The organism is Rhizobacter sp. P2_D12 (genome assembly GCF_056404395.1).
The window spans coordinates 73933-88473 of record NZ_JBFUEB010000012.1; the positions used below are offsets into that span (position 1 = coordinate 73933).

Consider the following 14541-nt stretch of genomic DNA (forward strand, 5'->3'; position numbering starts at 1 on the left):
CTTGTACCTCGGTGAAGTCAAGCAGCAAGTCGTGAAAGGTGTGGAGTGAGTACGAATCCGGTGAAATACAGTGCTGAGCAGTTGGAGATTCCGAAGGATTCCAGACTCTGGTCCCCCGACTTCCTGTTCGGCACGGCCACGGCCTCTTATCAGATCGAAGGCGCCATTCATGAAGACGGGCGCATCCCGTCGATCTGGGATACCTATTCCAATACCCCCGGCATGGTATTGAACGGGGATACCGGCGAGTTTGCCTGCGACCATTACCACCGCTGGCCGGAAGATCTGGAGATCATCGGGCAGCTGGGCGTCAAGGCCTACCGCCTGTCGATCGCGTGGCCGCGCGTGATGGGCGCCGGCAACCAGCCCAACCCGAAGGGCCTGGCCTTCTACAGGCGCCTGCTCGAGGCGCTGAAGGCCAAGGGCGTGGACACCTACGTGACGCTGTACCACTGGGACCTGCCGCAGTGGCTGGAAGACCGCGGCGGCTGGACCAACCGCGAGGTGGTCTACCGCTTCGCCGAATATGCCGACCTGGTGAGCCGCGAGTTCAAGGGCCTGGTCACCGCGTGGGCGACGCTGAACGAGCCGTGGTGCTCGGCCTTCCTGGGCTACGCCGTCGGCCGCCATGCGCCCGGCCGCCACCACCTGCGCTATGCCACGCAGGCGATGCATCACCTGCTGCTGGCGCACGGCACCGCGGTGCCGATCCTGCGCCGCAACGACCCGGCCGCCAGGATCGGCATCGTCGCCAACGTCGGCGCCGCGGTGGCCGAGACGCCGTCACCGCAGGACCGCGACGCCGCCTACCTGTTCGAGCTGCAGCACAACAACTGGGTGCTCGACCCGCTGCTGAAGGCCAGCTACCCGGCCGACCTGTGGCGCCTGTGGCCCGGCGCCGAACCGCTGGTGCTCGAAGGCGACATGCAGGCGATTGCCGCGCCGCTCGATTTCCTCGGCATCAACTATTACTTCCGCACGCAGGTCAGGAGCGACGGCAAACACGGTTTCACCGAAACCGAAATGCCCGGTGTCGAGCGCACGCAAATGGGCTGGGAGGTGTATCCCCAGGGCCTGGCGCGGCTGCTGAAGGGTTTCCACGCCGAGTACAAGAATCTCCCGCCGATCTACATCACCGAAAACGGCATGGCCTCGAACGACACGGTGGTCGACGGCCGCGTGGCCGACCCGTCGCGCATCAGTTTCATCAGCCGCCACCTGCTGGCGGTGGACGATGCGATGCGCAACGGCGTCGACATCCGCGGCTATTTCATCTGGTCGCTGCTCGACAATTTCGAGTGGGCATATGGCTACGAGCGGCGTTTCGGCATCGTGCACGTCGATTACACGACCCAGGCGCGCACCTGGAAAGACAGCGGCCGGGTGGTGCAGGCCTTCATGCAGGCGAGAGCCCACATGCAAGAGAAGTCGCAACCCTGACCGATTTCACTGATACATCCCGGGGAGCCGGGTTGTCGTTCGCCCCCCAATGAGCCGGAGTGCTCGAGTTCACAGGAGACAGACATGGCGTTTCAATTGAAGGCAGTTCTCGCCGGCGTGGTGATGGGCTTCGGCGCGGTGGGCGCCGCCCAGGCCCAGGTCAAGGCCGAGGTGATCCACTGGTGGACCTCGGGCGGCGAGTCGGCCGCCATCAAGGAGTTCGCGAACGCCTACAAGGCGGCCGGCGGCACCTGGGTCGACAGCGCCGTGGCCGGGGCCGACAACGCGCGTGCCGCGGCCATCAACCGCATCGTCGGCGGCAACCCGCCGACCGCCGCGCAGTTCAACACCTCCAAGCAGTTCCACGACATCATTGCCGAGGGCAAGCTGAACGACATGGACGCCGTCGCGGCGAAGGAGAACTGGGACAAGATCCTGCCGGCGCCGGTGCTGGCCACCGTCAAGGTCAAGGGCCACTACTACGCGGTGCCGGTCAACGTGCACATGCCGGCCTGGTTCTGGTACTCGAAGGCCGCCTTCGCGAAGGCCGGCATCAAGGACGAGCCGAAGACCATCGACGAGTTCTTCGCCGACCTCGACAAGCTGAAGGCCGCCGGCCTGGTGCCGCTGGCGCTGGGCGGGCAGTCCTGGCAGGAGCGCATCACCTTCAACGCCATCCTGGCCCACGTCGGCGGGCCGGAGATGTTCCTGAAGTTCTACCGCGACAAGGACGCCGCGCTGGTGACCAGCGAGCCGTTCAAGAAGGTGCTGGCCACCTTCAAGCGCCTGCACAACTACGTCGACGCCGGCTCGCCGGGCCGCAACTGGAACGACGCGACCGCGATGGTGATCTCCGGCAAGGCCGGCGTGCAGATCATGGGCGACTGGGCCAAGGGCGAGTTCCAGGCCGCCAACCAGACCGCCGGCAAGGAGTTCGGCTGCTTCCCGGGCTTCGGGCCGAAGTCGCCGTACATCGTCGCGGGCGACGTGTTCGTGTTCCCGAAGACCACCAATGCCGACGCCGTCAAGGCCCAGCAGCTGCTGGCCACCACGATGACCTCGCCGGCCGCACAGGTCGCCTTCAACAACAAGAAGGGCTCGATCCCGATCCGCACCGACGTCGACACCTCGAAGATGGACATCTGCGCGCAAGCCGGCGTGGCCATCATGAAGGACACCTCGCGCCAGCTGCCCGACTCGGAAATGCTCGCGACGCCCGATACCATCGGCGCCGTGCAGGACGTGCTGACCAAGCTGTGGAACACCAACCAGACGGTCGACGACGCGGCCAAGGCCCTGGCCGCCGCCCTGAAGACCTGATCGCGGCTCTGCCTTGGGCCGGTGCACGCCTTGGGCGCGGCGCCGGCCCGCTTCACACGCGGTGGGCTGCGGCCCACCGTTTTTTTGCGAGGATCTCACGATGGACGTCGGGCGCAGCCGACTGAGGCAACACTGGTCGGTGTACGCGGCCTTGGTGCCGATGGCCGTGACGGTGCTGTTCGCCTACATCGGCACGGTGCTGTGGTCGGTGCGGATCTCGCTGTCGAATTCGCGCACCTTCCCGAGCGACAGCTTCGTCGGCCTGGCGCAGTACGAGCGGCTGTTCAACAGCGAGCGCTGGATGGTGTCGGTGCACAACGTGCTGGTCTTCGGCGTGCTGTTCATCCTGGCCTGCCTGGTGATCGGCTTCCTGCTCGCCGTCTTCATCGACCAGAAGATCGCCGGCGAAAGCGTGCTGCGCACCGTCTTCCTCTACCCCTATGCGATGAGCTTCGTCGCCACCGGCCTGGTGTGGCAGTGGATCCTGAACCCCGAGCTCGGGCTGCAGACCACGGTGCGCGGCTGGGGATTCCCGAATTTCAGCTTCGACTGGATCGTCAGCCAGGACAAGGTGATCTACACCATCGTGATCGCCGCCGTCTGGCAGGCCTCGGGCCTGGTGATGGCGCTGATGCTGGCCGGGCTGCGCGGCGTCGACGAGGAGATGTGGAAGGCTGCCCGCATCGACGGCATCCCGCGCTGGCGCGTCTACGCGAGCATCGTGCTGCCGCAGCTCGGGCCCTCGTTCGCGACGGCGCTGGTGCTGCTGTCGGTCGGCGTGGTCAAGGTCTATGACGCGGTGATCGCGATGACCCAGGGCGGCCCCGGCATCGCGAGCGAAGTGCCGGCCAAGTTCATCATGGACTACCTGTTTGGCCGCGCCAACATCGGCCTCGCGTCGGCCGCCAGCACGGTGATGCTGCTGACGGTGCTGGCCGTGATCGCGCCGTGGCTGTACGCGCGCAGCCGTTCCAACCGCAACGCACGGGAAGCCTGATGTCCACGCCTGCTGCTGCCCTCCCCGCCGCGGCCGCGCGCGCGTCGCGCCGGCCTTCCCGATGGACACCCGGACGCATCGGCGTCTATGTGTTCCTGCTCAGCGCGGCCGCCTTCTTCCTGCTGCCGCTGTACGTGATGCTGGTCACCTCCATCAAGCCGATGGACGAGATCCGCCTGGGCAACCTGTTCGCCTGGCCGGCAAACGGGACCTTCGAGCCGTGGATCGCGGCCTGGTCCGAGGCCTGCACCGGGCTCGAGTGCCGCGGCATCCAGGTCGGCTTCTGGAACTCGGTGAAGATCGTGCTGCCCAGCACGGTGATCTCGATCTTCTTCGGTGCGCTGAACGGCTATGCGCTGTCGTTCTGGCGCGCGCGCGGCGCCAACCTGTTGTTCGGCGTGCTGATGATCGGCGCCTTCGTGCCCTACCAGGTGGTGATGTTCCCGCTGGTGCGCGCCTGGGCCGAGATCGGCATCTTCAGCAGCCTGGCCGGCATCGTGCTGATCCACACCATCTTCGGCATGCCGGTGATGACGCTCTTGTTCCGCAACTACTACGCGTCGGTGCCGGGCGAGCTGTTCAAGGCGGCGCGCATCGACGGCGGCGGCTTCTTCCGCATCTTCTTCCAGCTGATGCTGCCGATGGCCACGCCGATCATCATCGTCGCGGTGATCATGCAGGTGACGGCGATCTGGAACGACTTCATCCTCGGGCTGGTGTTCGCCGGGCGCGAGAACCTGCCGATGACGGTGCAGCTGAACAACGTGATCAACACGACCACCGGCGAGCGGCTGTACAACGTGAACATGGCGGCCACCGTGCTCACGTCGCTGGTGCCGCTGGCCATCTATCTCATTTCAGGTCGCTGGTTCGTCCGCGGCATTGCGGCTGGTGCCGTGAAGGGTTGATCCGTGTCTGCCATTCCTGTCGTCGATTCCGTCTCGTCTCCCGTCACGTCTTCCGCCCCGGCGCAGCCGGTCGCGGTCGTCCCCCCGCACGTCAAGTCGGCCGAGGTCGACATCCGGCAGCTGGAGATCCGCCTGGGCGGCGTGCCGATCATCGCGGCGATGGACCTGCACGTGCAGGCCGGCGAGTTCCTGGTGCTGCTGGGGCCGTCGGGCTGCGGCAAGTCGACGCTGCTGCATTCGATCGCCGGGCTGCTGGACGTGCACGAGGGCCGCATCGAGATCGGCGGGCGGGACGTGACCTGGGCCGACCCGAAGGACCGCTCCATCGGCATGGTGTTCCAGTCGTACGCGCTGTACCCGACGATGACCGTGGAGCGCAACATGTCGTTCGGGCTGCGGGTGAACGGCACGCCGAAGGCCGAGATCGAGAAGCGCGTGGCGCGCGCCGCCGAGATCCTGCACCTGCAGGAGCTGCTCAAGCGCAAGCCTTCGCAGCTGTCGGGCGGCCAGCGCCAGCGCGTCGCGATCGGGCGTGCGCTGGTGCGCGACGTCGGCGTGTTCCTGTTCGACGAGCCGCTGTCCAACCTGGACGCGAAGCTGCGCGCCGAGCTGCGCCGCGAGCTGAAGCAGCTGCACAAGAACATCGGCACGACGATGGTGTACGTGACGCACGACCAGGTCGAGGCAATGACGCTGGCCACGCGCATCGCGGTGATGAACAAGGGCCGCATCCAGCAGATCGGCGCGCCGGGCGAGATCTACAACAAGCCGGTCAACGTGTTCGTCGCGGGCTTCCTGGGCTCGCCCAGCATGAACTTCGTCGAGGGCACGCTGGAGCTGGAGGGCGATGCCGTTCGCTTCCGCCGTGCGGGCTTGTCGGTGGACGTGTCGCGCCATGCGTTCGCGCAGGCACCGCGGCCGGGGCAGGCGGCGCTGCTGGGCGTGCGGCCGGAGGACATCGCGCTGCACCTGGACGGCGCGGCTGCCGGTGATGGCAAGGCAGCCGTGGCGCTGGTGGAACCGATGGGCGCGCAGACCATCGTCTGGATGGACCTGCAGGGCCAGCAGCTCAGCGCAATGCTGAGCGGCCATGCCGAGCCGACGGTGGGCGAGCAGGTGGCGTTCAGGATCGCGAGCGAGAAGGTGTCGCTGTTCGACGTGGCGACGCAGGAGCGCCTGTAGCCCGGATGCCCATCCGGGGTTCGTCCGACACATCCCGGATGGGCATCCGGGCTACAGGGCTTCGCCGTTGACGAACACCTTCAACTCACCCGGCGCAAACGCGCGCCACGCCTCGTCCGCCGTCAACGGCTCCGTCACCACCACCGCCACCCGGTCGGCCGGGGTCGTCAGCTCGGAGAAATCGACGCTCATGTCTTCATCCTGCAGCCGTGCCTTGCGGAACGGATGCTCGCGCACCAGCCAGCTCAGCTTCGTCGAGCAATGCGCCCACAGCGCCTGGCCGTTGCTCAGCATGAAGTTGAAGCTGCCGTGCGCCGCAACGCGCGGCACCAGCTCGGCCAGCGTCGCCGTCAGCTCGGCGATCGACGGCAGGTCGGCATGCGCCTTCGCCAGCTCCTGCATCAGCCAGCAGAACGCGCGCTCGCTGTCGGTGCTGCCCACCGGCCGGAAGGCGGCGTGCAGCCGCGGCTGGTAGTCCTTCAGGTCGCCGTTGTGCGCGAACACCCAGTAGCGCCCCCACAGCTCGCGCACGAACGGGTGCGTGTTCTCCAGTGCCACCACGCCCTGCGTGGCCTTGCGGATGTGCGCGATGACGTTGTGGCTGCGGATCGGGTAATGGCGCACCATCTCGGCCACCGGCGACGAGCGCGCGCTCTGCGCATCGACAAAGAGCCGCGTGCCGGCACCTTCGAAGAAGGCGATGCCGAAGCCGTCCTTGTGCTCCTCGGCCCGGGTCGAGAACCCGGTGAAGCTGAACATCAGGTCGGTCGGCACATTGGCGTTCATGCCCAGCAGCTGGCACATGGCGTCGCTACTCCAGGAACAGGCGCTTCACGCCCTTCAGGCTCAGCAGCGTACCCGGGTTGCTGGTCTCCTCGAGCACGCCGCTCATGCGCTGGCGCAGCCGCGCGCTGCGCTGCGCGCGCCAGATCACCAGGTCGGCCAGCCACGGGTGGGCATTGATGCCGTTGGCGCGCTGGTACAGCGCAAAGCGCGGCTTCAACGCCACCAGCGCCGCCTCGTAGCGGCCGCGCACCGCGTCGTCGCCCGCCGCGCGTTCGCCCAGCAGGGCCTCCGCGGCCAGCAGCCCCGTCTCCATGGCCTTGCCGATGCCTTCGCCGGTGAACGAATAGGTGCTGCCGGCCGCCTCGCCCACGACCAGCAGCCCCGGCGCGGAGAAGCGCGCGCCCCGCAAGGTGCAGCGCAGCGGCGCCCCCTTCAGCGGCCCCTGCATCTCGCCGCCGGCCAGCAGCTCGCGCGCCGGGCCGTAGAACTCGCAGAAGGCCGCGAACATCCGGCGCAGGTTGACGTCGCGCTTGCCGGCGCCACCGTCGCTCTTGTCGCGGTGGCTGTCGGCCACGCCGACACCGATGTTGAACAGCCCGTCGCGGCACGGGAAGATCCAGCCGTAGCCGGGGCTGACGCGGCGGTCCCAGACCACCTCGAGCGCACGCAGTCGCTCGGCCATCGCCGGGTTGCGGATGTAGGTGCGCATCGCGATGCCGCTCGGCGCCTGGCGCTCGCACATGCCGGCGGCGATCAGTGCCTGCGGCCCGGCACCGCTGGCCAGCAGCAGCCAGTCGGCGCGCAGCTCGCGCCGGGCGCTGCCATGGGCCAGCGTCGCACCCACCACGCGGCCGGCCGCATCGCGCAGCGGCGCCTCGAACTGCACCGGCGCATGCATCTTCGCGCCGGCACGCGCGGCGGCGCGGCACAGGATGTTGTCGAGCTCGCGCCGCGGCAGCACTGCCAGCGTACCCGGCACGTCGACGCGCCCGCCGCGCGGCCCGATGCAGGCCACGTGCTGCGCCGCCTGCGCCTGCGCCATGACCTCGTCCAGCACGCCCAGGCGTGCGAGCGCCGCATGCGCATCGGGGATCAACCCGTCACCGCACACCTTGTCGCGCGGGAAGGCCTGCTGGTCGACCAGCACCACGTCGACGCCGGCGGCGGCCAGCCACTGCGCGGCGGCACTGCCGGCAGGGCCTGCACCGACGACCAGCACCTCGCAGCGCTCGGGCAGTTCGGACAGCGGGCGGTTCAGGGAGAACGGCAAGGGCATGGAAGCGGCAGGCGGTGGACAGCCCGCAAGGATAGCGGCTCCACCCCCTGCCCCACCCGCGCCTCAGGCAGCGCCAATGTTCTCTGGTGTGAACGGCATCCTGCGCAGCCGCTTGCCCGTCGCCGCGAACACCGCATTGCCCACCGCCGGGCCGATCAGCGCCGTCGCCGGCTCGCCGATGCCGCCCGGCTTCTCGGTGCTCGGCACCAGCGTGATCGAGATCGCCGGCGATTCGTTCAAGCGCAGCAGCCGGTACTGGTGGAAGTTGGTCTCCTGCACCCGTCCCTTGTCCAGCGTGATCTCGCCGAACAGCGCCGCCGTCAGCCCGAACACGATGCTGGACTGGATCTGCGCCTCCACCGTGTCGGGGTTGACCATGCGCCCCAGGTCGGCCGCCACCGTCACCTTGTGCACGCGCACCTCGCCCTTGTCGACCGAGATCTCGGCCACCTGGGCCATGTAGGTGTCGTAGCCCTCCATCAGCGCGATGCCGCGGAAATGCCCGGCCGGCGCCGGCGTGCCCCAGCCGGCCTTGCCGGCCGCGATCTTCAGCACGTTGGCGAAGCGCGGCTGGCTGTCCAGCAGCGACAGGCGGTAGGCCAGCGGATCCTGCCCGGCGGCCACCGCAAGCTCGTCGATGAAGGTCTCGTTGGCGAACGCGTTCAGCGCATGGCTCACCGAGCGCCAGTAGCCCACGCGCAGGCCGGCGTCGTGCTTGACCATGTCGTGGCGCGAGGCCGGCACTGCATAGCCGGCCACGGCCGCCTCGGTCATCAGCGGGTCCTGCACCTCGGCCGGCAGCCCGAACACGCGGCCGGTGACCGACTGCGAGCTCATCCGGAACGTCATCGCGGTCGGCTTGCCGTCCGGCCCGATCGCGGCGGCCAGCTGGTGCACCGACATCGGCCGGTAGAAGTCGTGCGTCATGTCGTCTTCGCGCGTCCACAACAGCTTCACCGGCTTGTTGACCGCCTTCGAGATCTGCGCGGCCTGGATGATGAAGTCGATGTCGATGCGCCGGCCGAAACCGCCTCCGAGGAAGGTGGTGCGCAGCGTGACGTTCTCGGGCGGCACGCCCAGGGTCTTCGCGACGGTGCCGGCGGCGGCATCCTGCCACTGCGTCGGGCCGATCAGGTCGACCTTGCTCTCGTTTCCTTTGCTTTGGAAATGGGCCGTGAAGTTCATCGGCTCCAGCGGCGAGTGCGACAGCAGCGGCATCACGTACTCGGCGCGGATCACCTTGCCGGCCTTGGCGATCTCGGCGTCGGCATCGCCCACCGCCTTCAGCGGCAGCACCTTGCCGCTGCTCAGCCCGCCGCGCGTGCCCTCCAGCATCGCGGTGTGCGTCAGCGCCGCGCCGGGGCCTTCGTCCCACACGACGGTGAGCCCCTCGCGCGCCTTCTTCGCATGCCACCAGGTGTCGGCGACGATGGCCACGCCGTCCGGGATCTGCACCACGTCGATCACGCCCGGCATCGCCTTGGCCTTGCTCGCGTCGAAGCTCTTCACCGTGCCGCCGATCACCGGGCACTGTTCGAGCGACGCGTAGACCATGCCCGGCAGCTTGACGTCGATGCCGAACTCGGCCGTGCCGTTCACCTTGGCCGGCGTGTCGAGCCGGCGCGTCGCCTTGCCGACGATCCTGAAATCCTTCGGATCCTTCAGCACCACCTTGTCGGGCACCGGCAGCTTGGACGCCGCGGCGGCCAACTGGCCGTAGGTCGCCTTCTTTCCCTTCGGCCCGAGCACGCGGCCGTTCTCGGCCCGCAGCTGCGATTCCGGAACGTTCCATTTCTGCGCCGCCGCGCTGACCAGCATCATGCGCACCTGGGCGCCGGCGACGCGCAGCTTCTCCCAGCCGTCGCGCACCGAGGTCGAGCCGCCGGTGAGCTGCGGGCCGCCGAGCAGCGCGTTGCCGTAGAGCTTCTGGTTGGGCGGCGCGATCGCGACCTTGATGCTGCGGATGTCGACGTTCAGCTCCTCGGCGATCAACATCGGCATCGAGGTGTAGACACCCTGGCCCATCTCCGAGCGGGCAGACAGCAGCGTGATGGTGTTGTCGTCGGCGATGTGCACCCAGGCGTTCGGCGTGTACATCATGCCGGCCGCGTTGGCATCGGTGACGGCGCCGGGCAGCGCGACGCCGAGCATCAGGCCGCCGCTGGTGAGGGCGGAGCTCTGCAGGAATCCGCGGCGCGAGAGGCTGGTGGTGGTCATGGCGCTCTCCTCAGGCCTTGCGCATGTCCGCGGCCGCGCTCTTGATCGCGGCGCGGATGCGCGGGTAGGTGCCGCAGCGGCAGATGTTGCCGCTCATCGCGGCGTCGATGTCGGCATCGCTCGGGTTCCTGTTCTGCTTCAGCAGCGCGGCGGCGCTCATCAGCTGGCCCGACTGGCAGTAGCCGCATTGCGGCACGTCATGCCGGATCCACGCGACCTGCAGCGGGTGGCTGTTGTTGCGCGACAGGCTTTCCACCGTCGCGACCGACTTGCCGGCCACCGCCGACACGGGCGTCTGGCACGAGCGCACCGGCTGGCCGTCCAGGTGGACGGTGCAGGCGCCGCACAGCGCCATGCCGCAGCCGTACTTGGTGCCGGTCAGCCCGATCTCGTCGCGGATGACCCACAGCAACGGGGTGTCGGGTTCGGCCTTGACGTCGACCGTCTTGCCGTTGATCTTGAAGCGTGTGCTCACGGGGCGTCTCCTGGGTTCGTGTGCAAGAAGCGGCAGCATCCCGCTGCACGAGTGCGCCGTCTGCCTGAGGGAAACCCGTAGGTTCCATGTCGCGCGTCAACCCGGATTGGCATCCGGGCTACGGGGCGACATCCGCCACGCGGCGATGACGGCCAGGGCGCTGATCGCCCCGAGCAGGCCGAAGGTCTGGTGGAACGCCTTCAGCGGCGCATCGGCATGCACCCCCAGCCGCCACTGCAGCACGATGCCGACGATGCTGATCCCGACCGCACCGCCCAGCTGGCGCAGGAAGTTGATCGTGCTCGACCCGTGCGAGATCAGCTCGTTCGGCAGCCCGCGCATCGCGCCCAGGTTCAGCGACGGCAGCACCAGCCCGAGCCCGATGCGCCCGACCACCGCCCACAGCGTGATCAGCCACAGCGCGGTCGCGAAGCCCACCGTCAGCATCAGCCAGAACGAGGCGGCCAGCAGCAGCACGCCGGCCGCGACGACCCGGCTGACCGGCAGCCGGTCCGCCAGCCGGCCCGCGAGCGGGATCGTCAGCGCCAGCACGATGCCGGCCGGCAGCAGCACCGCGCCGGCCTGCGACGGCGGCAGCTTCAGCGCGATCTGCATGAACACCGGCACCAGGTAGGTCGAGCCGAACAAGGCCATGCCGTAGATGAACGCGACCCAGCCGCCCATCGAGAACGAGCGGTGGTCGAACAGCGCCAGCCGCAGGATCGGGTGGGCGCTGCGCCGCTGGCGCGTGACGAACACGACGCCGGCCCCCACCGCCACGGCCAGCAGCACGGCGGCCGGCAGCTTGGCGGTGTCGTGCAGGTGCACCAGCCCGTTCAGCAGCGCCAGCACCGCGACCGTCAGCAGCGCCAGGCCCGGCATGTCGAGCTTGCGCCCGTGCTGGTTGACCTCGGCGCCGCCCGGCGCGCTGTGCGGCAGGTAGCGCCAGGCCATGCCGAGTGCCACCAGGCAGAACGGCACGACGACGAAGAAGATCGAGCGCCAGCCGAAGGCCTCGACCAGCACGCCGCCGATGCTCGGGCCGATGGCCGGCGCGAGCACGACGCCGAAGCCGAAGAGGCCCATCGCCTTGCCCTGCTCGTGGCGCTGGAAGGCATGCAGCACGATGATCGCCGGGATGGGCTGCAGCACGCCGGCCGACAGGCCTTCGAGCACGCGCATCGCGAGCACCCACTCGAAACTCGTGCCGAGGCCGCCGCCGATGCCGCCCAGCATCAGCAGCATCACCGCGCCGATGTAGCTGCTGCGGTAGCCGAAGCGGTCGAGCACCCAGGGCGTGACCAGCATCGACACCGTCATCGCGGCCATGAAGCCGGCCGACAGCCACTGCGCGCGCTCCTGGCCGAGCGCGAAGCGGTGGCTGATGTCGGGCACCGCGACGTTGATGATGGTCGAGGCCATGATCGACGCCATCGTGCCGATCATGACCGTCAGCAGCACCAGCCAGCGGTAGCGCTCGCCGAAGCGCTCTCTCAGCAGGACGAGGGACGCCGGCGGCTGTGGCGGGGGGCTGCTCATGCGCCCCAGTTTCTCACCAGATCGAGACGCGCTTCTCCGGCGCCAGGTACATCTGGTCGCCCGGCTTCACGCCGAAGGTCGTGTAGTAGCCCGGGTGGTTGCGCACCGTGCCGTTGGCGCGGATCTCTTCCGGCGAGTGCGGGTCGGACTTGAGCTGCTGGATCATCGCCTGGTCGCGCGCCTTGCCGCGCCACACCTGCGCGAAGCCGAGGAAGAAGCGCTCGTCGCCGCCCAGGCCGTCGATCGCGAGCGGCGGCTGGCCGTTCAGCGACAGGTGGTAGGCCTTGTAGGCGATCTCCAGGCCGGAGTTGTCGGCGATGTTCTCGCCCAGCGTCAGCTCGCCGTTGACCTTGTAGCCCGGCACCGGCTCGAAGGCGCCGTACTGCTCGACCAGGATGCGGGTCTTGGCCTCGAAGCGCTTGCGGTCTTCGGCGGTCCACCATTCGCGCAGGTTGCCCTGCCCGTCGAAGCGGCTGCCTTCGTCGTCGAAGCCGTGGCTGATCTCGTGGCCGATCACCGCGCCGATGCCGCCGTAGTTGRCYGCGTCGTCGGCSYTCGCRTCGAAGAACGGCGGCTGCAGGATCGAGGCCGGGAACACGATCTCGTTCATCGTCGGGTTGTAGTAGGCGTTGACGGTCTGCGGCGTCATGAACCACTCGTCGCGGTCGACCGGCTTGCCGAGCTTGGCCACGTCGCGCGCATCGGCCAGCAGCCGCGCGCGCATCACGTTGCCGACCAGGTCGTCGCGGCGGATCTGCAGGCGGCTGTAGTCCTTCCACTTCCTCGGGTAGCCGATCTTCGGCACGAAGGTGGCCAGCTTGGCCTGCGCCTGCACCTTGGTCTCGGGGCTCATCCAGTCGAGCGTGTCGATGCTCTGCTTGTAGGCGGCCAGCAGGTTGCCCACCAGCTTCTCCATCTTCGCCTTCGATTCGGGAGGGAAGTACTTCGCGACGTAGACCTTGCCGAGGCTGTCGCCGATCGAGCGCTCGACCACCTGCACGCCGCGCTTCCAGCGCGGGCGGTTCTCGGTGGTGCCCATCAGCACCGTGCCGTTGAACGCGAAGTTGGCGTCGACGAACTCCTTGCTCAGGTAGGGCGCGAACGAGATCAGCAGCCGCGTCTTCGCGTACGCCTTCCAGGTGGCGAGCGGCTGCGACTGCAGCAGCGCGCTCATGCCCTTGAAGTAGCTCGGCTGGCGCACGATCACGTCGGGGGTCCGGCCGGCGATGCCGGTCTCGGCGAGCCAGGCCCTCCAATCCAGGCTCGGTGCCAGCTTGGCCAGGTCTTTCTGCGGCACCGGGTTGTAGCTCTTGACCGCGTCGCGGTTCTCGACGCGCGTCCACTGCACGCGGGCGAGCTCGGTTTCGAGCGCCAGCACGGCACGCGCGCTGGCCTCGGTGTTCTTCTCGCCGGCCAGGGCCAGCAGCCTGGCGACCAGCTCGACGTACTTGGCGCGCGCCTCCTTGAAGCGGGTGTCGTCTTCCTTCAGGTAGTAGTCGCGGTCGGGCAGGCCCAGGCCGCCCTGGAACAGGTAGGTGACGTAGCGGGTGGAGTCCTTCGCGTCCTGGTCGATCTCGGCGTTCACCACCGAGGCGACGCCGAGTCGGCCATGGCGCGCCATCAGCACGCTGAGCTGCTTGCGGGTGCGCACCGCGTCGATCACCGCCAGTTCGCCGGCCAGCGGCCTGGCGCCGAGCTTCTCGAGGGTGGCCTCGTCCATGAAGCTCGCGTACAGGTCGCCGATCTTCTTCGCGTCGGGGTCGCTGCCGTCCTTGGCCCCGTCCTCGATCAGGCCGCGCAGCTTCTGCTGGGTCGATTCCTGGATGCTTTCGAAGGCGCCGATGTAGGCCTTGTCGGCCGGCATCGGCGTGTCGCGCAGCCACGCGCCGTTCATGTGCCGGAACAGGTCGTCCTGCGGACGCACCGCGGTGTCCATGCCGCTGCGGTCGATGCCGGAGCGCGGGGCGGCCGTTTGCGCAGGGGCGACGCCGGCAAAGGTGGCGCAGAGCGCCGCGACGGCAAGAAGGCGTGAGGGGAGATGCAAGTGAGGCTCCTGGCGGCCGTGTGGACCGCGGTGGTCGAGGGGGGCGCCTGATCGGCGCTGCCGTACTCTACAGGCGCCCCACCCCGTCGGGCCTCACGGTGCGACGGACAGCAGGATGGCGTGCGCGCGCTGCAATTCCGTGCCGCTGAAGCGCCGGGCCAGCTCGTCCAGCCCGGCCTGGCGGCGCTGCGGTGCCGACAGCTCGGGGCGCTGCGCGATGGCCTGCAGCGCGGCGCGGGCGTCGGCCAGCTGCTGCTCCCATTGCGCCCAGGCGGCGTCTTCGGCGCGCAGGCGCTCGGCGCCGTCGGCGCCGAACTGCGCGGCGCGGGCGGCCTGCAGCTCGGGCGTCTGCTGGGC

At 68.8% G+C, this 14541-nt stretch carries 12 protein-coding genes; 5 read left to right on the forward strand and 7 right to left on the reverse strand.

The genetic code is table 11. The features are described 5' to 3' along the window. The first annotated feature begins 45 nt into the window (after positions 1 to 45). The 5 genes from AC1DYN_RS06120 to AC1DYN_RS06140 all read left to right on the forward strand — a co-directional run bounded on the left by AC1DYN_RS06120 (position 46) and on the right by AC1DYN_RS06140 (position 5847). Positions 46 to 1440 (forward strand): GH1 family beta-glucosidase, encoded by a 1395-nt coding sequence (locus tag AC1DYN_RS06120; RefSeq protein ID WP_477958225.1) that lies wholly within the window; start codon positions 46 to 48, stop codon positions 1438 to 1440. Between the two features lie 84 nt (positions 1441 to 1524). Next, positions 1525 to 2760 (forward strand): ABC transporter substrate-binding protein, encoded by a 1236-nt coding sequence (locus tag AC1DYN_RS06125; RefSeq protein WP_477958226.1) that lies wholly within the window; start codon positions 1525 to 1527, stop codon positions 2758 to 2760. Between the two features lie 100 nt (positions 2761 to 2860). Continuing rightward, positions 2861 to 3757 (forward strand): carbohydrate ABC transporter permease, encoded by an 897-nt coding sequence (locus AC1DYN_RS06130; RefSeq protein WP_477958227.1) that lies wholly within the window; start codon positions 2861 to 2863, stop codon positions 3755 to 3757. Continuing rightward, positions 3757 to 4665, forward strand: a complete 909-nt coding sequence (locus AC1DYN_RS06135; RefSeq protein WP_477958228.1) for a carbohydrate ABC transporter permease — start codon at positions 3757 to 3759, stop codon at positions 4663 to 4665. The genes AC1DYN_RS06130 and AC1DYN_RS06135 overlap by 1 nt, the downstream gene beginning before the upstream one ends. A gap of 12 nt (positions 4666 to 4677) precedes the next feature. Beyond that, positions 4678 to 5847: an ABC transporter ATP-binding protein gene (locus tag AC1DYN_RS06140; protein WP_477958239.1), complete on the forward strand. Its 1170-nt coding sequence runs from the start codon at positions 4678 to 4680 to the stop codon at positions 5845 to 5847. Positions 5848 to 5898: 51 nt separating this feature from the next. On the opposite strand, the gene AC1DYN_RS06145 is transcribed toward AC1DYN_RS06140, so the two are convergent. From AC1DYN_RS06145 to AC1DYN_RS06175, 7 genes are all read right to left on the reverse strand, one after another. After that, a complete protein-coding gene (locus tag AC1DYN_RS06145) occupies positions 5899 to 6651 on the reverse strand; it encodes a class II glutamine amidotransferase (RefSeq protein ID WP_477958229.1) in 753 nt (250 codons plus the stop codon). A gap of 7 nt (positions 6652 to 6658) precedes the next feature. Beyond that, positions 6659 to 7909 carry an NAD(P)/FAD-dependent oxidoreductase gene (locus tag AC1DYN_RS06150; RefSeq protein WP_477958230.1) on the reverse strand — a complete coding sequence of 417 codons (1251 nt, stop codon included), beginning with the start codon at positions 7907 to 7909 and terminating at the stop codon, positions 6659 to 6661. Between the two features lie 63 nt (positions 7910 to 7972). After that, positions 7973 to 10126, reverse strand: a complete 2154-nt coding sequence (locus AC1DYN_RS06155) for a xanthine dehydrogenase family protein molybdopterin-binding subunit (RefSeq protein WP_477958231.1) — start codon at positions 10124 to 10126, stop codon at positions 7973 to 7975. 10 nt (positions 10127 to 10136) lie between these two features. After that, positions 10137 to 10601 (reverse strand): (2Fe-2S)-binding protein, encoded by a 465-nt coding sequence (locus tag AC1DYN_RS06160; RefSeq protein ID WP_477958232.1) that lies wholly within the window; start codon positions 10599 to 10601, stop codon positions 10137 to 10139. A gap of 96 nt (positions 10602 to 10697) precedes the next feature. Then, positions 10698 to 12140, reverse strand: coding sequence for a DHA2 family efflux MFS transporter permease subunit (locus tag AC1DYN_RS06165; protein WP_477958233.1), 1443 nt, complete (start codon positions 12138 to 12140; stop codon positions 10698 to 10700). 13 nt (positions 12141 to 12153) lie between these two features. Further along, positions 12154 to 14184 (reverse strand): M13 family metallopeptidase, encoded by a 2031-nt coding sequence (locus tag AC1DYN_RS06170; RefSeq protein ID WP_477958234.1) that lies wholly within the window; start codon positions 14182 to 14184, stop codon positions 12154 to 12156. A 93-nt stretch (positions 14185 to 14277) separates the two neighbouring features. Further along, positions 14278 to 14541 (reverse strand): lipase secretion chaperone (locus AC1DYN_RS06175; protein ID WP_477958235.1); only part of this gene is annotated, 264 nt, incomplete at its 5' end.

What these genes read in the sequence shown, in the direction of transcription:
- AC1DYN_RS06125 (WP_477958226.1), top strand. Translation starts at nt 1,525, where the DNA reads ATGGCGTTTCAATTGAAGGCAGTTCTCGCCGGCGTGGTGATGGGCTTC.
- AC1DYN_RS06130 (WP_477958227.1), top strand. Translation starts at nt 2,861, where the DNA reads ATGGACGTCGGGCGCAGCCGACTGAGGCAACACTGGTCGGTGTACGCG.
- AC1DYN_RS06135 (WP_477958228.1), top strand. Translation starts at nt 3,757, where the DNA reads ATGTCCACGCCTGCTGCTGCCCTCCCCGCCGCGGCCGCGCGCGCGTCG.
- AC1DYN_RS06145 (WP_477958229.1), bottom strand. Translation starts at nt 6,651, where the DNA reads ATGTGCCAGCTGCTGGGCATGAACGCCAATGTGCCGACCGACCTGATG.
- AC1DYN_RS06150 (WP_477958230.1), bottom strand. Translation starts at nt 7,909, where the DNA reads ATGCCCTTGCCGTTCTCCCTGAACCGCCCGCTGTCCGAACTGCCCGAG.
- AC1DYN_RS06155 (WP_477958231.1), bottom strand. Translation starts at nt 10,126, where the DNA reads ATGACCACCACCAGCCTCTCGCGCCGCGGATTCCTGCAGAGCTCCGCC.
- AC1DYN_RS06165 (WP_477958233.1), bottom strand. Translation starts at nt 12,140, where the DNA reads ATGAGCAGCCCCCCGCCACAGCCGCCGGCGTCCCTCGTCCTGCTGAGA.